Annotated in this window: 20 protein-coding genes (1 of these 20 cut by a window edge); 10 read left to right on the top strand and 10 right to left on the bottom strand. The window is 50.5% G+C overall.

Annotation, left to right across the window (positions count from 1 at the left end):
* Window positions 1–46: 46 nt before the first annotated feature.
* Genes JOE45_RS13155 through JOE45_RS13145 form a run of 3 tightly spaced genes read right to left on the bottom strand, consistent with a single transcriptional unit; the run spans window position 47 to window position 2,256 of the window.
* Window positions 47–799, bottom strand: coding sequence for an HAD family hydrolase (locus JOE45_RS13155; RefSeq protein WP_210019782.1), 753 nt, complete (start codon window positions 797–799; stop codon window positions 47–49).
* A 35-nt stretch (window positions 800–834) separates the two neighbouring features.
* Window positions 835–1,242: a bactofilin family protein gene (locus tag JOE45_RS13150; RefSeq protein WP_210019783.1), complete on the bottom strand. Its 408-nt coding sequence runs from the start codon at window positions 1,240–1,242 to the stop codon at window positions 835–837.
* 18 nt (window positions 1,243–1,260) lie between these two features.
* A complete protein-coding gene (locus JOE45_RS13145; protein WP_210019784.1) occupies window positions 1,261–2,256 on the bottom strand; it encodes a M23 family metallopeptidase in 996 nt (331 codons plus the stop codon).
* Between the two features lie 79 nt (window positions 2,257–2,335).
* On the opposite strand from JOE45_RS13145, the gene JOE45_RS13140 reads away from it, so the two are divergent.
* Window positions 2,336–2,716: a hypothetical protein gene (locus JOE45_RS13140; protein ID WP_245246950.1), complete on the top strand. Its 381-nt coding sequence runs from the start codon at window positions 2,336–2,338 to the stop codon at window positions 2,714–2,716.
* A 4-nt stretch (window positions 2,717–2,720) separates the two neighbouring features.
* Here the strand turns inward: JOE45_RS13140 and JOE45_RS13135 are convergent, their stop codons facing one another.
* From JOE45_RS13135 to JOE45_RS13120, 4 genes are read right to left on the bottom strand one after another with little or no spacing between them, the layout of a single operon-like run.
* On the bottom strand, window positions 2,721–4,145 hold the full coding sequence (locus JOE45_RS13135) for a GerAB/ArcD/ProY family transporter (protein ID WP_210019785.1): 1,425 nt from the start codon (window positions 4,143–4,145) through the stop codon (window positions 2,721–2,723).
* A 34-nt stretch (window positions 4,146–4,179) separates the two neighbouring features.
* A complete protein-coding gene (locus JOE45_RS13130; protein WP_210019786.1) occupies window positions 4,180–4,413 on the bottom strand; it encodes a hypothetical protein in 234 nt (77 codons plus the stop codon).
* Window positions 4,410–5,582 (bottom strand): Ger(x)C family spore germination protein, encoded by a 1,173-nt coding sequence (locus JOE45_RS13125; protein ID WP_210019787.1) that lies wholly within the window; start codon window positions 5,580–5,582, stop codon window positions 4,410–4,412. Before JOE45_RS13125 ends, JOE45_RS13130 begins: the two co-directional genes overlap by 4 nt.
* Window positions 5,579–7,192, bottom strand: a complete 1,614-nt coding sequence (locus JOE45_RS13120) for a spore germination protein (protein ID WP_210023310.1) — start codon at window positions 7,190–7,192, stop codon at window positions 5,579–5,581. Before JOE45_RS13120 ends, JOE45_RS13125 begins: the two co-directional genes overlap by 4 nt.
* Before the next feature lie 182 nt (window positions 7,193–7,374).
* Here JOE45_RS13120 and cls point away from each other — a divergent pair, with 182 nt between their 5' ends.
* Window positions 7,375–8,805, top strand: a complete 1,431-nt coding sequence (gene cls / locus JOE45_RS13115) for a cardiolipin synthase (protein ID WP_210019788.1) — start codon at window positions 7,375–7,377, stop codon at window positions 8,803–8,805.
* Window positions 8,806–8,948: 143 nt separating this feature from the next.
* Here the strand turns inward: cls and ligD are convergent, their stop codons facing one another.
* Window positions 8,949–9,857, bottom strand: coding sequence for a non-homologous end-joining DNA ligase (gene ligD, locus JOE45_RS13110; protein WP_210019789.1), 909 nt, complete (start codon window positions 9,855–9,857; stop codon window positions 8,949–8,951).
* Window positions 9,858–9,956: 99 nt separating this feature from the next.
* Between ligD and JOE45_RS13105 the strand changes: the two genes are divergently transcribed.
* Window positions 9,957–10,907 carry an ATP-dependent DNA ligase gene (locus tag JOE45_RS13105; RefSeq protein ID WP_210019790.1) on the top strand — a complete coding sequence of 317 codons (951 nt, stop codon included), beginning with the start codon at window positions 9,957–9,959 and terminating at the stop codon, window positions 10,905–10,907.
* Window positions 10,908–10,924: 17 nt separating this feature from the next.
* On the opposite strand, the gene JOE45_RS13100 is transcribed toward JOE45_RS13105, so the two are convergent.
* Window positions 10,925–12,358 (bottom strand): hypothetical protein, encoded by a 1,434-nt coding sequence (locus tag JOE45_RS13100; RefSeq protein WP_210019791.1) that lies wholly within the window; start codon window positions 12,356–12,358, stop codon window positions 10,925–10,927.
* A gap of 126 nt (window positions 12,359–12,484) precedes the next feature.
* Between JOE45_RS13100 and JOE45_RS13095 the strand changes: the two genes are divergently transcribed.
* Window positions 12,485–13,201 carry a hypothetical protein gene (locus tag JOE45_RS13095; protein WP_210019792.1) on the top strand — a complete coding sequence of 239 codons (717 nt, stop codon included), beginning with the start codon at window positions 12,485–12,487 and terminating at the stop codon, window positions 13,199–13,201.
* 79 nt (window positions 13,202–13,280) lie between these two features.
* Here the strand turns inward: JOE45_RS13095 and ku are convergent, their stop codons facing one another.
* Entirely contained in the window at window positions 13,281–14,153 is an 873-nt protein-coding gene (gene ku / locus JOE45_RS13090; protein ID WP_210019793.1) for a non-homologous end joining protein Ku, read from the bottom strand.
* 182 nt (window positions 14,154–14,335) lie between these two features.
* Between ku and JOE45_RS13085 the strand changes: the two genes are divergently transcribed.
* The 6 genes from JOE45_RS13085 to rimI all read left to right on the top strand — a co-directional run.
* Window positions 14,336–14,542, top strand: coding sequence for a hypothetical protein (locus JOE45_RS13085; protein ID WP_210023618.1), 207 nt, complete (start codon window positions 14,336–14,338; stop codon window positions 14,540–14,542).
* Window positions 14,539–14,721: an H-type small acid-soluble spore protein gene (locus JOE45_RS13080; protein ID WP_210019794.1), complete on the top strand. Its 183-nt coding sequence runs from the start codon at window positions 14,539–14,541 to the stop codon at window positions 14,719–14,721. Before JOE45_RS13085 ends, JOE45_RS13080 begins: the two co-directional genes overlap by 4 nt.
* 123 nt (window positions 14,722–14,844) lie before the next feature.
* Complete coding sequence (gene thiL / locus JOE45_RS13075; protein ID WP_210019795.1) at window positions 14,845–15,888, top strand: thiamine-phosphate kinase; 1,044 nt, start codon at window positions 14,845–14,847, stop codon at window positions 15,886–15,888.
* Between the two features lie 20 nt (window positions 15,889–15,908).
* Complete coding sequence (gene tsaE / locus JOE45_RS13070) at window positions 15,909–16,382, top strand: tRNA (adenosine(37)-N6)-threonylcarbamoyltransferase complex ATPase subunit type 1 TsaE (protein ID WP_210019796.1); 474 nt, start codon at window positions 15,909–15,911, stop codon at window positions 16,380–16,382.
* The gene (gene tsaB, locus JOE45_RS13065; RefSeq protein ID WP_245246943.1) at window positions 16,379–17,242 is read left to right on the top strand and encodes a tRNA (adenosine(37)-N6)-threonylcarbamoyltransferase complex dimerization subunit type 1 TsaB; all 864 of its coding nucleotides are present in this window, start codon (window positions 16,379–16,381) and stop codon (window positions 17,240–17,242) included. Before tsaE ends, tsaB begins: the two co-directional genes overlap by 4 nt.
* Window positions 17,243–17,258: 16 nt before the next feature.
* A protein-coding gene (rimI, locus tag JOE45_RS13060) for a ribosomal protein S18-alanine N-acetyltransferase (protein WP_210019797.1) crosses the window boundary here: on the top strand, window positions 17,259–17,720 show its 5' portion. It continues 42 nt past the right edge of the window; the window shows 462 of its 504 coding nt (coding positions 1–462); the start codon lies at window positions 17,259–17,261; its stop codon lies beyond the right edge, outside the window.

Below are 17,720 nucleotides of genomic sequence, written 5' to 3'. Positions count from 1 at the left end.
TCTCCCCAAACATTGTATGGGGAAGAGCTTGTAATCGTGCCGGGACTTAAGAGCCTGATGCATACTTCGAGATTGCGTACCCGCGAATCGTTTCCGGAATTTGGCTTAATGATGTTAAGGTGAAAAAAGCGCCAGACGGCTCAACATCGATTTCTACCAGATTATATGCCCATTCCCTTTCGACAGGCATAAATATGGCGTGAATGCCGTTTTTCAGCGCAGGAAGGATATCGGTGCGCAGGGAATTGCCAATCATCCAGGTGTCCCTTCGGTCAAATCCGTAAGCTCGGATTAATCCGTTAAGGAATTCTGCGTTCTTGTGCCTCGTAATATGAATCCGGTCGGCAAAATAACGTTCAATCCCCGCCTCTGTCACTTTGCGCATTTGTATCGCCGGATCGCCCCCTGTGTAGAGATGGAGCTCGTGACCGTCCCCTTGAAGTTCTCTTAGCGTTTCTTCCATATAAGCATAAGGCTCAATACTATGTCCATAAACGGAAGCGCCGAGCGTAAGCAAACGCTCGACTTCCTCTTGGCTCTTGGTACGTCCCGTGAGATCTGTGAAGTATTCATACGTATCGATGAACGATTGGGGAAAATGATCCGGCGAAAAGCCGCTTACCAGCACTCGCTCAAGATCGATTTCGGCCTGCTTTTTCTTCATTTCTTCAATGGAAAACGGGTATCCGTTAAACCAGGTCTCCATCTGATCCGCAAACTGGTCGATTACCAAATCAAAAAATTTATTGCAATAAATGAGCGTATCGTCCATATCAAACAGTATCGTCTGTTTTCTCACATGTATCTCCTACTCTCTCTATTAGCTTCCTATCATTATAGCATGGCGATAGCGATCGTCACCTCCTCCTGCAGTGGATGCGACTCGCACATTTCGCTCTGACCTTGGAAAATAGCGCCCTGCTCGATCATCAGCGAGGCCGCCCGAACCGTGCCGATGAGGGTTTCGGTAGAGGTGATGCGAACGAAGCCGTCGGCCTGAACCCGTCCTTCCAGATGGCCGGCAATAATCACGTCACGGGCACGAAGCTCGGTAGAGCGGACGCAGCCCTCCTCCCCGATAGCGACTTCTCCCGATGTTTGCAGGACGCCCTTGAACGCCCCTTCGATACGTAGATCGGCTTCAGTGCGCAGAACGCCTTCGAAGACGCTGCCTGCTCCGATTAACGAAACGGCACCGTGAGATTTGGAGGGAACACAGCCTTTGCGGGATAAGCGAATCATGAAGTAGACATCTCCTTTCTACGAAGACGATGGTAAGTAAGGTGCCGGATCCGAGCTCTTCCCACCCATGAGCACTTCGTAGTGCAGATGGGGGCCGGTGCTTCGGCCGGTCGTTCCCAGCTTACCGATCGGCTGTCCTTTATCTACAGGCTCCCCTTTGCGAACATCGGAGCTGTTCAAATGCATATACCATGTTCGCAAGCCTTGGGCATGCTCCACAATAATATTGTGACCGTGCAGCTTGTCGTAGCCTACCGAATCCACAATTCCCCCGGCTGCGGCATACACGGGATCGCCAAGCCTGCCGGCAATATCGATGCCGCGATGAAAACTGAGCTTTTTCGTAAACGGATCTTTCCGATAGCCGTAAGGAGAGGTTACGATCCGCGAATGCGTAGGCCATATATTCGGCGTTCGCCGCTGGCGCTCCAGTTTTTCTTGCAGCAGCTTCTTGGAAGTAGAAAAGCGGTTCTGGAGCTCATTCATCTCCGTCTGCAGCGCGGTATAGCGGGCGCCTGTGGCGCTTGCAAACTCTCTGATTTCAGCGGTGGTGACGGGGGATTCCGGCCCCCCTAAGCCATGAAAGGCAGCTATGGAACTGGTCACAGGCGCTTCCGTCTCAACGGCAGATCCGCTGCTTCCGACGGCCCCGGCCGTGAGCTTCTGCAAATCCTGCTCAAGGCGCTTTATTTCTTCCATTTTGTTATGTACTTCCGCCGCCTGTTTGGACAGTTCAAAAATTTCATTTTGAAGCTGCTCGATCGCAGCGTTTTTGCTCAGCAAGTCTTGCTCGAGTTTCGCCGTTTTGCCGTGCAGCGCCGTCCTTTGTAAATACGAGGCAGCAGCGGTGTGCATGTGATGCAGGTAGATTGAGCAGGATGTGCTCACTAGCAAAAGCAAGGCGGCTGCGGCCCCCCATAGAGCGCCGCGGGACAGCTTGACCCGAACCACGCTTTCATTCGCTTCGGGAATGATAACGAACGTCAGCTTGTTTTGAAACCACTTGAAATTCATGACGACTCCTTTCGGTTCTGTTCTTGACGTTCTCCTTCATACACATAGGTAGTATGGAGACTTATCTGAATGTGGAGGGATGAACTTGTCATTGTTAAATTCCGTCCGGATGAACGTAATGGAACGGTTGGCTTTGCACTTAAAGAAAGAAATCTCGCTGCAAGCTGCAGGTTTTGACGGCGAGCCTGGCGTACTGAATAACGTCGGCAAACGATTCATACGGGTGGACGAACATTATTATGTTCCTTCGTCCATGCAAGAAATCGTGCTGCTCGGTGTCCCGCGTAAAGGAACCGGAACCAGAGTGAATATTCGCACCTTTTATGCAGATCGGTTTGAAGCAGCATTGATCTGCACCGGGCAGGACTTTGTCGAACTGGCCGTCAATAGACCGGAAGAGGAAGAAGAGCTTTGCGTACTCGTCCCCTTAAACAAAATGATCGGCATTGAGACGCTGTAATCGGCTAGGAGACAGAATCGGAAGGCTTCTTCACCAAGTGTTGGGCGGATCGTCGCATCTCCATATGCGAAGTCACGACTACCCCGATTAGACAAATCCAATAGCCAAGCGCGCAGAGCATGCCGACGAATGAGTAATCCGAGCTGATGGCGAGTCCTAAGATGACGAAGCCGATACATAGGCAAAACAGGAGGTTCCCGATCCGTACCAACGTCTGAAGGGAAGCCCTCGTCAGCCGGCTCCATATATGCTTGCCTGGGCTTTGATCCCGCTGCCTGTCCTGAGGCTTCCGAGGCTCTTCTCCCGTCTCATCGTTTTTTGAGCCGTTTTGGTTTTCTCCCGCGCTGCGTATAGGGAACCGTCTCATCCTAATCCAGAGGGCAATCATCAGCACAGGCTGATAGGCCAGAACAAGGACGGGCGAACTGAAATTGCCGAAGCTGAACACCTCTGTCGTGTTTTTAAAGGCGAGAATGGTAGTGAGGAGCAAAATGAGACTAACCGGTGAGTTCAGAACCGTATAATCCCTCTTCTTCAGCAGGCTGGCCACACCGATCAGGAAAGCCAGATAGACTAAGATCACCCTGCAAGCCATCACCGGATACCAGATGCTTAAGATGAACAAGTCGATCCGATCGAGAAAGTCCGTAATATGAATCTGCTGCACCAAGCTATAACTAGGATAGATCATATTGCCGGGAATGCTCGGTCCAAGGACGAGAACCTGAAGAAATTGAAAGATCGTCAGCAGCAGGGTAGCCATCATGATCCCATGTCGAAGGCCGGATTGGACTTGTTTGCCATTCCAGATCGTATGCAGAAAAGCGCCTGCGACTAAGATATCGCCGAACCAACCGATGCCAAGGACGTTGGCATACCAGAAGTTGATTGCCGGAACCGATAAAATGGGTTGAATTAATTGCAGGTCCACTTCGTTGGATAACAAGAACGGCAGCAAGAGCACCAACAAGAAAAAAATAGGAAAAAACAAATCATTCACCCGGGCGATCACTTCGACGCTTGTGCGTCCGTAGAACATAAGCACCAGCATAAGCAGCAGCACCAGTATTTCTTCCGGGGTATTGGGGAGCAGAATCGTACCGATAAATTTGCCGAAAGACCGCAAATCCCTCATTAGGATTAGCCAGAGGTGCACTACAAGCAGCAAGTTAATGACCGTGCCGAAGAGCCTCCCGAACAGCACGAAAATGATCTCAAACAAATGTTTTTTAGGAAACCGCATGCTAAGCTGTACGAACACGTAGCCGATAAGCAAAACATACATTGTAGGGATCAGATAACTAAACCAAGCGTCCATATGTGCAGTCCGGACCAGTTCATTCTGGAGGCTGAGCAGACCTCCTCCGGCTAACAAAGATCCGATCAACCATGCAAATTGTCGCTCATTAATGACTTGAATGGACTTCATTGTTCATTCACCCGCTTTCATTCGCCGCGTTTTTTCACTGCGGATGGATAATGGAGAAAACCCATGGAGACACCGTTTCAACAAAATACTGCGTCGGCATCGGGGGGGTATAGCCAAACATCACGCTAATATAGAGAGCAAACACAGCGGCATAGAGCAAAACATATGTTCGTTTTACATCTTTGGATTGATGCGGCCAGCGTTTGACATCCAGGAATAGAAGAACCAGCATTAGCAGCGCAAAACAAACCAGAAATTGGTTGTTCATTTGCTGCTCCCCCCTTTTGTCACATTCTCAAAGATCAGTCCAGTCTCCGAAAGCGTGTTTTTGACGTGGATGTGGAATTCGGCTTCTTTTAGCCCTTGCGGCCAATCTTTCTCGTATGTTTGCTTCCACACCCTCGGGTAGGTTCTCCATAAGTGTGATCCAAAATTTGCGGAATCGGCCTCTTTATTTATCTCTTTTTTCAAGGTCTCTTCTATAGAATTTTTCAAATGGGCCGCAATCAACTGCTCCACCTTATCGATTTTTTTCTTTTGGCTAAGATCGTAATAGTCGGTGCTCTCAACAACCTTGGATTTGGTCTCCACCTTAATGTCATAGGTGAGCTTGCCGCCTGTAAGTTTTGTTTTTATCCTGCTGCGGCTCTCATAAATGCTGGCGGTAATTTGCTTTTTCTCCTCTAAGGGGATGGTGACATATGAAGTCACGGATTCGTTTTTTAGCAGAGCCAATCCGACTGCGGAACGCCCTTCCAGAGTGCCGACCATTTTGTCATCCCTAAACTGAGAATAACCGATAAATTCGACTTCTTTCGATCGCTTGCTGCTTTCTTCAGATTCTTTTACGCCAAGATATACAACCACCGGGTCGCTGCCGGGGGTGCTGAGCGATAAAGCAATGTCCTTGATGTTCATATCGATAACGGTTCTCGCTTTCACTAGCTCCCGGATCGCCTCGGAAGGAAACATTTCAAACTGCGGATTCGCTTGCAGAAGCTCATACGCTTTCCCCTTGGAGACGATTAAATAAGTGGACATCCGGCTTTCAGCCGCACGAGCCGAGGCGTCAAATAGATCTCGAATCCCTTTTTTGGCGTATTCTGCACCAACCACGAGCGTTCTGCGGTGGGCTAGGAACATTCGTCTGGACATTCTCTTCTGCAGCTTAGCCTGTGCGTCTCTGAATGTATCCCCGACCTCCGAATCGATGTAATACCTTTTATCGCCAGCCGTACCGCCTCCGCCGCCGGAAGCTCCTCCCATCGAGCCAGGGAGGGGGACGAGCACGCTGTAACGAATGGAGCCGTCCTCTTCTAGATCAATGGCTGTGGTGAGTATAAAAGCCAGGTCGTTGATTTCCGTCCGATCCCAGCAGCCGGAAAGGGAAAGCAGCGCTAGCATCAGGAGAGGCAGTCGGGTTAGAGCTTTTCTCATTCCGTTTTCACCTCTGTGGACTCGTGTTCAATTTCTTTTCCTTTCTGACCGGCCTGTTCCATAATTTCCTGAGGCAGCGCTTCTCCCATTCTCTTTTGATCCTGCAGTGGCATATAAGCCGATCGCTCCTTCATCGCCCACCAAGGCGAGCGGATGACAACGTCCTTCAGGTCACTTGCTGACAATGGACCGATCGGCGACAAGTAGGGAACGCCGAATGAGCGCAAGTTTGCCATGTGACCTATGATGAGAAGAACGGAGATCATAATGCCGTACATGCCGAACAGCGCAGCGGCGATAATGATAGGAAACCGCAGCATCCGGATGGCGATCGCCCCGTTAAACCTCGGGATGGTGAATGAGGCGATCCCTGTAATGGAAACCACAATAACCATTGGAGCGGAGACGATCCCCGCCTGCACGGCAGCTTGACCGACGACTAACGCTCCTAAGATACTGACGGCCGAGCCGACCGCCTTCGGCAGACGGATGCCGGCTTCTCGCAGCGCTTCGAAGGTAACCTCCATGATAAAAGCCTCTACTACAGCTGGAAAAGGAATGGCTTCGCGGGCCGCAGCGACGGAGAGAAGAAGCGTAGTCGGCAGCAAATCCTGATGGTAGGTTGTAATGGCTACGTACAAGCCAGGTGTCAGCAGCGAGAGGATCATGAAAAAATAGCGCAGCCACCTTAACAGCGTAGCGATTTGAAACCGTTCGTAGTAATCCTCGCCGGCTTGCATGATTTCCGCGAACACGAACGGTACGATAAGTACGAATGGTGTTCCGTCCATCATGATGCCTACCCGCCCTTGGAGCAGAGCGGCCGCTACCGTGTCCGGCCGTTCCGTATACTGCACTTGTGGAAACGGTGAATAGGCTGAGTCCTGAATCAGCTCCTCGATATAGCCCGATTCCAAGATGGCGTCTATATCGATTTTCTCCAGGCGTCCGATGACCTCTTCGACGATCTTAGGGTCCGCCAGATCCTCCAAATAAGTGATTACGACACTAGTATTGCTTTTGCGCCCGATCGTCATCGGCTTCATCTTCAGGTGCGGTGTTTTGAGCTTGCGGCGGATCATGGAGGTGTTGGTCCGTAAATTTTCAACAAAGCCTTCTCTAGGCCCGCGCACCACGGTCTCCGTCTCCGGCTCGTTGATCGAACGTTTCTCCGCCCCCCGAATGCCCAGCAGCAGAGCTTCATTATTCCGGTCGACGATCAGTCCCGTGTCCCCGCCGAGCACCGATAGCAGCAGATCCGCATAGTTGTTCGCTTTCTGGATTTGTGAAACCGGGAGCACCGATTTCGAGATGTTATCGATAAGCTGCTCATCACCCTCTAGAATCATGAGCGACTTCATGGCTTCATTGACGAGCTCGGTATTGGTCATGCCGTCAACGAAGAATAGAATAGCATCCAAGCTTTGCTCGAGCTTAAATTCACGAATAACAAAATCGGAGCTGTCCTTGAACAGCTCTTTCAAATATTGCTTATTCTCCTCAAGATTCAGGAACACCGGCACGGAGCGGAGCTCGTCGAGAAAATGGAAATCCAGTTTTTGCAGCCGGTTCTCATCTTTTGCCTTTATTTTTTTACGGTTGCTTTTCATCATCACCGTAACGACCTCCCTTCCCCACCGAATACTACCCAAGCTTTGCCGGGGGGTGTCCGGTATATTTTTCTCCAAATGCGAAAAATTATGACAATCTTGTTTCAGCTGGTTACAATCAGGGGGAATAGGTCCGTACAGACAGGTAAAAGATAGAAACGTATCGGTAAGGGGGGGCTAGCTTGCTGTGGCTTGTCATTGCGTTGTTGTTGTTCATTCTGCAGATATTAACCATTCTGATCAGTGAGTTTCGGCATCCGTCCAAAGCGATGGCCTGGCTTATTATTTTGTTTATTATTCCGGTCGTGGGTTTTGTCATGTACTATTTTCTGGCAAAAGAATACACCCGGAGAAGAAAGGTGCGGCGTAAAGGGTTGCGCCCGATAAACGATATTCGTCATGTAGGGAAAAAACAAAAAGCGTCAGACCCGGATTGGGATGAAGAGAGCTTCAAAGGATGGAGGCATGAGCCAAGATTGTTCACGCTGTTGAACAATATTCCCGGCTCGCAAATCACGTACCGCAACGAGGTCGAAGTGCTGACCAATGCCAGCGCGGCCTACCCGGCGATGCTCGAGGCGATGGAGCAGGCAAGAGATCACATTCATTTTGAATTTTATACCATCCGTGATGACGAGACGGGAAAACAATTTCAAGATATCTTGATCCGCAAGGCGCGGGAGGGTGTAAAAGTTCGCTGTATTTTTGACGGAATCGGCAGCTACCAATTGAGCAGCATGTTTGTTGAAGAGCTGAAGCAGGCTGGCTGCGAAGTGTACTTTTTTTTGCCGGCTATGATCGCATTCTTCAATAAGCGGATGAATTACAGAAATCATCGTAAAATCGTGGTGGTCGATGGACTCACAGGGTTCCTTGGCGGTATCAATATCGGAGATGAATATTTGGGGGGCAACCCAAAGCTTGGGTTTTGGCGGGACACCCATTTAAAGCTGGAGGGCGATGCGGTGTATTCCCTGCAGCATACGTTTTCGATCGATTGGTTGTTTGTCAGCGGTCATCGTCTTACGGACGCAAGCCTATTCCCCGAGCATGATTGCTGCGGCCGGAAGCCGGCGCAGATCATAGACAGCGGACCCGATGCGCACTGGGACGCTATTCTGGAAATGTATTTTGGAGCGATCACGGCGGCGAAAAAAAGGATCTATATCACAACGCCATATTTTATCCCGGACGCCAGCCTCTGTATGGGACTCAAGACGGCGGCGATCAGCGGAGTTGACGTTCGTATTATTTACCCTCAGAAGTCCGACTCCCGTATTGTGAATTATGCTTCGATGTCTTATTTTGAAGAATTATTGCAGGCTGGAGTCCGATTTTACGCTTATCAAAAAGGGTTTGTTCACGCCAAGGTGATGCTGATGGACGATTTGCTTGGAACCGTGGGGACGGCTAATATGGACATGCGAAGCTTTTACAATAATTTCGAGCTGAACGCCGTGGTGTTTGATAAGGAAACGCTGCAGCGGCTGGAGTCCGATTTCTTGCTTGACCTGAAGGATTGCCGCGAGGTGAAGCTGGATGCATTCGAGAAGCGGTCCCGCTGGCAGAAAGCCAAGGAGGTTATAGGGCGGATGCTGTCGCCGCTGTTTTAGGGTCTCGCTCGCCTTACGGGTATAGGATTAGCGTTCAAAGCCACTTTGGCCATGATCTCCCTCGCTCAGGTGGAACTGTTTTAAAGAAACCGTTCGTGCTGAGAGGGGGAGAAGCTTTGGAGCAGGAGCTCGTCTTCTGTGCTTCATTTGCGTATAAACGACAACACGTGATCGAGATTTTGCGGGGGGAGCTGAGCTATCAGGTCCCCTTTGTGCTGCAGGCGTTCGATGATGTTCAGCAAGTGGAAGTCGCGCGGATCGCAGCGCAAGGTCACCTCCTCCCAGGTAAGCGGTGTCGAGACGGTAGCATCCTTGCGGGCACGGGGCGTATAGGGAGCGGAGAGTGTTTTACCGTACCAATGCTGCAGGTAGTCGATGTATATCAAAGTATCGCGATCCTTTTTCAGCCGTTCCACTGTAAACAGCTTCGGGTGCTTCTGTACCGCATAAGAGGCGACGAACTGCCCGATACTTCGCAGCTCCTCGAACGTATACCCGCGCTCTGGAGGGATCGGAACGTAAATTTGCACGCCGGTGGCTCCAGAGGTTTTGGGCACGGACTTGATGTTCATGCCATGGAGAATGTCTCCGATGATTTCCGCGGCCTCCATGATGCGCGGCTCAGGGTCGACGCTCGGATCAATATCGATCAGCCATTCGGCGGGCAGCGTCTCTCCTATCCGGTGGAAGGAGGGATGAAACTCCAGAGCGGCTAAATTCCCAAGCCACAGAAGCGTCGGCAGAGAGTCGAGATGCACGTAATGAATTGATTCGAGTGCTGCGGTTTTCACAAAATCGGGTGTAGGCTCCGGTGCATTTTTCTGGTAAAACGATTTATCGTTCCAGCCATGAGGGAAACGGATGGTCGTTAAATAACGATTTCTGCAGTAGGTCAGCAAGTAGGGTGAGAGTTGTACCAACTTCTCCAAATACATGGCTTTGGTGATCCCTTTCTCCGGCCAAAGGGGCTTGTCGGGATTGGTAATGGTCAATTCATGGCCCTCCACGACGAGGGTTCCTTTTGTTCTTTGATGCTTTGATGTCACGGGCATGGGTGGCGTCACTTCCTTCTTGAGCAGTATTCATAGCTTCTCGCGCATTGGGGCATTGTATCCATTGAAGAAAGGTAGGCGGTGGCTGGGATGTGCCCGATGAAACCTGTTATTCCTTTTGAGCCGGTGTCCGATAGCCAAGTTCCTTCCGGGGACCGGTGGATTCATCAAGTCAAATGGGACGGCGTCCGCATGTTGACTTACTACGATGGACAGCAGTGCCGTTTATATAATCGTAAATTGAATGAAAGAACCTATCAGTATCCTGAGCTTACCGATATACGTGAGTATTGCCGGGCGGATTCTGTTATTTTGGACGGGGAGATCATCGCTCTGGGCACGGACGGAAAGCCCTCGTTTCATGAGGTCATGAAGCGGGACGGCATACGTAGACTGGATCGTGTGCCATATGCTATGAAGCATGTGTCCGCAGTCTATATGATCTTCGATTTGTTGTATTATGACGGTGAGTGGGTTTTGGACAGAACGCTAAGCAGCCGGTTGGAGCTGCTGAGCCAAATGATTGCTCCGAGCCCCATGGTTCAGATTGTGCCTTCGTACCCGGACGGTGAAGCTCTTTTTCAATTGATGCAGCAGCAGGGGATGGAGGGAATTGTCAGCAAGGAGCTTCACAGCACGTACAGCATTAACGGGAAAGACAGACGATGGGTTAAGGTCAAAAATTATGGGGACATCATAGCTGTCATCGGGGGTTATACGTTAAACGGAGGCATCGTGAATGCCGTGCTAGTCGGGGTGTACAATCCTGAAGGAAAGTTATTGTATATCGGTCATGTCGGAACCGGCAAGCTGAAGAAGTCCGATTGGGTTGAGTTAACGGCCAAGCTGAAGCCGGCCACGATCACGGATAAGCCCTTTAATAATGAGCATCCGGAAATGAAAGGGGCTTATTGGGTGAAGCCTGGGCTTGCGGTCAAGCTTCAGTTTGCGGAATGGAGATGGCAAGAGGGACGCACCTTAAGGCAGCCCTCCATACAGGCTTTTGTCGATGTGCCCCCTGAGGCGTGCGTGTTTGACGGAACGTTGTGATGGCGCAGCACCGCCTGTCATGACCGAATCTTCTTTTTCAGGTCACCGATCAAATGAATCAGCGCCAAGACGCCTAGCACGAAAGAGATGCCAATGCCCGTTGCTCCGACAGTCAATGCGATGTATTCGAAGACGGAATACTCTGCGACTTTTTCCCACTGGATGGGAGCTTTAAAGTCTTCAATGACTTGATTCATTCCATAGATACCGCTGATCACGGTGTAAATCGTAAGAATCTGCAGCAAATAGTTGGACCGCTTGGATGTGAAATTGCCTTGATATTTAAATAAATCGGCTAGCGTTTGCTTGACATCTTCGTACAAATCGTCGATCTCCAATTGTACCCGCAATTTATTGAATATTTCTTTTCCTTGGGGCTGTGAAACGACCTCCAGAAAGTAATATTTGGCGGAAAAGGTTGTGATGGAGCGAATCAGGTCCTCAATCTCCTTCGGATTTTGGTCCAGCTGCACATGAGAATATTGCTTGGACAGCAGCAGCAGCACGATTTTTTGAAATAAGTTCATCAGCAGTCCGTAATAATATTCGCCATACATGTGGTTAGCCAGCTTCACGGCCACATCGGATTGGTGTATCGTCAAACAGACGAAAGAGGTTTCGTCAATAGTGTAATAAGTATCAGGTCCCCATCGGTCATATATGTGCTTTTGACAGTACCTTTGGATATATTCAAGGTTGGTTGAGCTGATATACGGCTTTCCTTCCGAATCCATCCCATCCATTCGAGCTGCGCGGTACTGATCCTCTGGACGGATGTCCGTCTCCTCTGCAAAAGCAATAAACGCTTGTACATACATGCTTTCATCCACGAAAAACGGAAGCTTCTCAAAATAAGTCTCTTTCAAATCGGCCGTATCCAAGAATGGCAGCATGCCCGGTACAATGGCGTTAAAAATAAACGGCTCCGTTTCCTCGAAGGTTTGCTCTTCCCACACAATTCTTGTGCTATCATCAACCGCTTTTAAATTTTGGAGCGTCCGGAACCGGCTAGCAAATTCCAGTGCTTGTGTATACGTTAAATCCTCACCCGATAATTCCGTTCGAATGGTAATGAATCCGAGATCGAAGGGCGCAAGTAAAACATCCGCCGAATGAACCTGAAACATGGAGGACGTATGCACGGTTTCCAGCTTACAAGTCAAATCCAGTCGTTTGGAATACCGCTGAAATGATTGGTCGTTCTCCTCATGCGGGAACATGATGTTGCTGGCAAACGGTAAATAGTAGCGTTCCAAATTGCGGTGTGACACACGATGGCCCGGTCCATAGTAAGCGGCCTCGAGATGCTCCTTTTTAAGATGGAAAAACTCATAGCCATCCTGGTTGAGCTGAAGCTTTAGCTTGCTTTGGCAATTGCTGTTGAGCGAGAAGGGGAACACGAACTGGAAAATAGCGGATTGGAGTTGCTTTTCTTCAAGGGCTTGAATCATGAACAGATCTCCTTTTTTACTTATTAATACACTTTTTGAGCGAGTGCCAATCAGCTAAAAAGGTTCATATCGGCGCAGTAGTGGTAAATATGGTCAAGAAATCTCTGACAAAGGAGGGGCATAGATGTGGGCTTCCTCTTTATTTTGATTTATTTCGTATTTATTGTTATCGTGCTGGAAATCTCGGCAGAGCTTTTTGTTATAAGCGGGCTCAAGAAGGAGATTGCCAGATTTCAGGCGGTTTCTATGCTGACAGCGACCGGCTTCACCACCAAGGAATCGGAATTGATTCTGCGGCATCCCGTTCGTCGGAATATTGCTGTGTTTCTTATCTTGTTCGGCGTTTTTTCTTTGGCTGTTATCATCTCAACGATTAGCAATATGATGGCGGAAAGCTTCCGTGTTCCGCAGCTGCTGGGGGTCTCGCTTTGCTTCGGATTGGTCTTGGGATTGGTTAAAATCAAAGCGATTCATCATAAACTAACCCGTGTGTTTCATGGGCGTCTCCAAGAGGAGTTTGCATTACACGAACTGCCGCTTCAAGAGGTTTTATATACGGGAGACGATGATTGGATCACCCAAGTCGAGATTTGCAGGGATTCTAAGTTTTCGGATCAAAAGCTGGATGACATCATCGGGCCTGAAGAGGATATTTTGGTTTTATTAATTCAAAGAGGACATGAGAAAATTCGCAATCCCCGCCTTCGCAATTTGTTTATTCATGAAGGGGATATGATCATTTTGTACGGAAGCAGGAAAAGGATTGAGGGAAAATTCGAGCATGAGCTTAGCCATATGAAAAAAGCGGCCTGCGAAGAGCGCAATGCGGTCTCTATAGAATAAACAAGAGTTCATCCATTAAAAAGGCTACCGCCGCGTAACTTCGCACGACAGTAACCTTGGTGTTTGAAGAAATGCTCATTTAGGAACCGACAGTTTCTTTTACCCTAGCTTTGGCTTTGCTTTTTCCTTTGCCGGTCGCTTTAGGCTTGCCCGCTGCAGCAGCAGGCGTGGGGTCGGTCGTCACCGGCTTTACAGCCTCCAAGCTGGCCTGGAGCGCCGACATCAGGTCAATCACATTGGTTTTGTGCTGCTCCGGCGCAACCCGTATCTGCTGTCCGGATATTTTTTGTTCGATCGCCTGCAGCACTGCGGCGCGGTAATCATCCTTATATTTTTCCGGTTCGAATTCCGTCGAAAGCTGGTTAATGAGCAATTTGGCCATGTCCAGCTCTTTCTCGTTCACGCTGATTTGCTCCGGCAAGCCGGGCACCTGCTCAACTGAACGGATTTCATCAGGATAAAATATGGTCTCCATCGCTATGCATCGGTCGATGATCCGAATGGCGGCCAGACTGCTTTTGGAACGGATTGACACTTTGGCGATACCGATTTTACCGGTTTGCCTCATCGCTTCGAGCAGCAGGTTATATGCGCCGGCGCCAGTTTCATTAGGGGAGAGAAAATACGTTTTCTGATAATAAATGGGATCAATGTCGGAGAGATCGACAAAGTCAAGAATTTTGATTTCCTTCGTCACCTCGCCGGTTAAATTCTCCAGTTCATCCTTTTCAAAAAGTACAAAGGAGCCAGGCTCGTATTCGTAGCCTCGGGCAATTTCTGCCCATTCCACATCACGCTCGCAATGCAGGCATTTGCGCACGAAATTTAGCGGGGTATTGCACTCTTTATGAATCATTCGCATGGAGATGTCTTTGTCTTCGGTGGCGGAGAACATCTTTACAGGTACGTGTACCAAACCAAAGCTGATGGCGCCTTTCCAGACTGTATGCATGATGGATACCTCCCAAGGGATTAGGGTCCTCTTTTATCATAGTATGTGCAAATGGAGCGGGATTCATGAAGCCCTGGACTTGGTTGTATGGAGTCCTGTGCGGTTGGGACATCCTATAGGAGACGGGTGGCGTTCGGACATAAAGGCGCCAACCTTATCTATAGATATGGGAGGGAACGACGTTGACGGATGCTAATACGTCAGGTGGGAATTACACGAGCGATACAACGCATGAAGGACGGGACAGCAGCTTTATGGATATCGACCGTATGATTAACGAAGGTCTGGGAGGCGGCACGGTCAGTGCGCATAACGGATTGATCGAGGAGAGCACCACCGATACGATGGATCATCCGGAGTCGGTTATGGACGGTGGTGATGCGAAATGAATCTGTATCGTGCGCAGCAAATTTTGAGTGCGGATGAGAAATTTGACGTAGAGCTGAACGGAGTATCCGTATGGATTGACAGTATCAATGCGGAGGAGGAAACCGCAAAGGTACATGCGGAGCATCAACCAGCTGATACCCGTGTGGTACCGGTGAAGGAGCTTCAGGAAGTGAAGTGAAGGAAGAGCTTTCCCTAAGCATCTGCCACCTTTTCAGGGGGGAGGAGGCGCAAGGGAAAGCTTTTTTGTTGCTACGGAAAGACGGTAGGGCTATAATAATGGTCAAAACATAAGCGGAGGCGGATGGCTTTGAGCTCGATCGAGGAATTTGCCTTGATTCGACTGCTGACCGGCGGTAAGCAATCGGCTGCTTTCCAGAAGGAGAGCGGCGTAGAAACGGGAATTGGCGACGATGCGGCCGTAGTTCATGTCTCGAATGGAAGCAGGTTGATTCTGACTTGCGATACGATGACGGAAGAAATCCATTTTAAGCGCGTAACGATGCGGGATACGGACGTCGGGTATAAGGCTATGGCATCATCTGTAAGTGATATTGCCGCCATGGGCGGAACGCCGCGGTTTGCGCTGATCGCTCTCAGCATGCCGAAGGGTACGCCGGTAGAGCGGGTTCATGCGATGTATGAAGGATTATATGATTGCGCGTCTCGCTACGGCGTTGCGATCGTAGGAGGGGATACCACTTCAAGTGCCGGAGGGGTTACTCTAACGGTTACGGTCATCGGTGAAACCGAAGCGGACAAAGCGCTGCTGAGGTCCGCGGCGCGCGCTGGCGACGTTGTTTTTGCCACAGGTCATTTGGGCCGATCTGCCGCAGGATTGGAGTATTTGCTCGGGCTCGGACAACCATCCGACGCATGGGAGGCTTTGCCTGAATTGGAGACCTACCGGTCGCTGGTGCAAGCACACTGCCGACCCGAGCCTCAAGTAAAAGCTGGAGAGCTGCTCCGGCGGTCGGGGCTTCGTCATGCGCTGAATGACGTGAGCGATGGATTGGCCAGCGAAGCTTGGGAGATTGCCGAAGCCTCCGGCGTCGGGATCGATCTGATCAAGGATCGAATTCCCGTTGCGGAAGAACTGTTAACGTATGCTATGAGGGTAAACAAAGACCCGCTGGACTATATCTTGTACGGTGGCGAAGACTATCAACTAGTTGGAACGGCCCCTGCCGAGCATTTCCTGGAGCTGCAGATGACGTTTCAGGCAGCGGGACTGCCGCTTTATCTAATCGGTTATGTCAATGCAGAGCATCAAGGCGTTCGACTGGTGCATAGCGGCGGCAGTGTGGTACCTCTGGGCAAACGGGGGTACAATCATTTTGGCAGCTGAAAGAGACGGAGGTTTGAATCATGCCCTTATATGAATATATTTCTCGCGGCGTGGGGGATACGTCTCAGCTTGCGGAACACTTGGCTTCGTTGTTTATTCCCGGCACGGTACTGACGTTGGACGGGGATTTGGGAGCAGGGAAAACAACGTTCTCCCAATCGGTGGCCAAATCGCTTGGTGTAAAGGGAATTGTAAACAGTCCTACCTTTACTATCATTAAAGAATATGAAGGGGAGCGGCTCCCTTTTTACCATATGGATGTATACCGCTTGACTGTAGAGGAGGCAGACGAGCTCGGGTTGGACGACTATTTTTACGGTCAGGGAGTGACGCTGATCGAATGGGCATCCATCATCGAGGAGCTGCTGCCGCCCGAGCGGCTGGCTCTGCGGATCGAGCATGACGGAGCGGAGGGTCGGCGATTCCAGTTGATTCCCTATGGCGCTCCTTACGAAGAATGGTGCCTGAAGCTGAAGGAGAACGGATATATATGATGACTAGAACGGGAACGGATCAAACATATCAAAATGCCAAGCTAATGCTTTCTGTGGATACATCTACGGCTTGCATGACAACAGCACTGACCCGTGGTGATGTGCTTGTGGGAGAGATTACGTCGAGAGCGGAGAGAAATCATTCACTGTACTTAGTACCCATGCTGCAGCGTCTGATGGCGGAGGCCGGTGTAAGGCCGATGGAGCTTGACGGGTTTGCCGTGGGTGTCGGTCCGGGATCTTACACCGGGGTACGCATCGGGGTGACGGTAGCCAAGACGTTTGCATGGACGCATAAGCTGGGGCTGCTCGGAGTGTCTTCATTGGAAGCCATGGCGCTCGGAGGGGCGGAAGCAGCCGTGAGCGGAGTATCGTTCGGCTTGGCCGAGGAAACGGTGGAGGTCCATGAAGGCGGATTGGGCGGGATGGATCGCGTTTTGGGCGAGACGATTAAGTCCGGGGAGACGATGTGGCTGATTCCGCTCATCGATGCGCGGAGGGGTCAGGCGTTCACGGCTTTATACGAAGCGGGGCCTTCCGGTTGGAGTTGTGCGGTTCCCGACAGCATCCGGCTTACTGCCGCTTGGACGGAGGAACTGCTGCAGCTTGCAGCTGAACGCAAACCGGGCAGGATCGTGTTTACCGGAGAGCTGGAACAGCATTCGGAGGCGATTCGATCGTTCGCATCCCGTAGTACGGGATGTGTGGAGGAAACAGTTCACGGCTTGCGGGCCCGCCATATCGCCGAGCTCGGTCGTATTCGATGGGAGCGGGGGGAAACCGAGGATGTTCACGGGTTGGTTCCGAACTATACGCAGCTGGCAGAGGCCGAAGCCAAGCTTCTCGCCAAACGATCGTAGAGGAGGACAGTCCGCCATGGAACGTAAGCATGTAACGGAACCTATCCCTGAAAATGCCGTGCAGTTTAGAGCGATGCGGGATGAGGATATCCCGGTCATCTGTGAGATCGAACGGGAGTCGTTTACGACGCCTTGGACAGCCGGGGCGTTTGAGAACGAGCTTGCCAGCAATCAGTTCGCTCAGTATCTTGTGATTGAGCATGACGGGGAGATTGCCGGTTACGGCGGGATGTGGCTTATTCTGGAAGAGGCGCACGTCACTAATATTGCTATTCGGGAGAAGTACCGCGGACGCAAGCTTGGAGAGCGGCTTCTGACAGAAATGCAGAGAACCGCGAGCTTCTACGGTGCGGTCCGGATGACGCTTGAGGTGCGACCGTCCAATGTGATTGCCCAACGGCTGTACGAGAAGAAGGGATTCCGCTCCGTAGGTGTTCGCCGGGGATATTATACTGATAATAAGGAAGACGCGATTATC

It is taken from the genome of Paenibacillus sp. PvR098, from assembly GCF_017833255.1.
Taxonomy (GTDB): Bacteria; Bacillota; Bacilli; order Paenibacillales; family NBRC-103111; genus Paenibacillus_G.
This window is presented reverse-complemented; position numbering and strand designations above follow the sequence as displayed.

Excerpts from the sequence above, each read along its gene's own strand:
- JOE45_RS13080 (WP_210019794.1), top strand. The coding sequence starts at position 14,539 with ATGAATCTGTATCGTGCGCAGCAAATTTTGAGTGCGGATGAGAAATTT.
- tsaE (WP_210019796.1), top strand. The coding sequence starts at position 15,909 with ATGCCCTTATATGAATATATTTCTCGCGGCGTGGGGGATACGTCTCAG.
- tsaB (WP_245246943.1), top strand. The coding sequence starts at position 16,379 with ATGATGACTAGAACGGGAACGGATCAAACATATCAAAATGCCAAGCTA.
- JOE45_RS13140 (WP_245246950.1), top strand. The coding sequence starts at position 2,336 with ATGAACTTGTCATTGTTAAATTCCGTCCGGATGAACGTAATGGAACGG.
- JOE45_RS13120 (WP_210023310.1), bottom strand. The coding sequence starts at position 7,192 with ATGAAAAGCAACCGTAAAAAAATAAAGGCAAAAGATGAGAACCGGCTG.
- ku (WP_210019793.1), bottom strand. The coding sequence starts at position 14,153 with ATGCATACAGTCTGGAAAGGCGCCATCAGCTTTGGTTTGGTACACGTA.
- ligD (WP_210019789.1), bottom strand. The coding sequence starts at position 9,857 with ATGCCCGTGACATCAAAGCATCAAAGAACAAAAGGAACCCTCGTCGTG.
- JOE45_RS13125 (WP_210019787.1), bottom strand. The coding sequence starts at position 5,582 with ATGAGAAAAGCTCTAACCCGACTGCCTCTCCTGATGCTAGCGCTGCTT.
- JOE45_RS13100 (WP_210019791.1), bottom strand. The coding sequence starts at position 12,358 with ATGATTCAAGCCCTTGAAGAAAAGCAACTCCAATCCGCTATTTTCCAG.
- JOE45_RS13130 (WP_210019786.1), bottom strand. The coding sequence starts at position 4,413 with ATGAACAACCAATTTCTGGTTTGTTTTGCGCTGCTAATGCTGGTTCTT.
- JOE45_RS13135 (WP_210019785.1), bottom strand. The coding sequence starts at position 4,145 with ATGAAGTCCATTCAAGTCATTAATGAGCGACAATTTGCATGGTTGATC.
- JOE45_RS13105 (WP_210019790.1), top strand. The coding sequence starts at position 9,957 with ATGAAACCTGTTATTCCTTTTGAGCCGGTGTCCGATAGCCAAGTTCCT.
- JOE45_RS13150 (WP_210019783.1), bottom strand. The coding sequence starts at position 1,242 with ATGATTCGCTTATCCCGCAAAGGCTGTGTTCCCTCCAAATCTCACGGT.
- thiL (WP_210019795.1), top strand. The coding sequence starts at position 14,845 with ATGGCTTTGAGCTCGATCGAGGAATTTGCCTTGATTCGACTGCTGACC.
- JOE45_RS13145 (WP_210019784.1), bottom strand. The coding sequence starts at position 2,256 with ATGAATTTCAAGTGGTTTCAAAACAAGCTGACGTTCGTTATCATTCCC.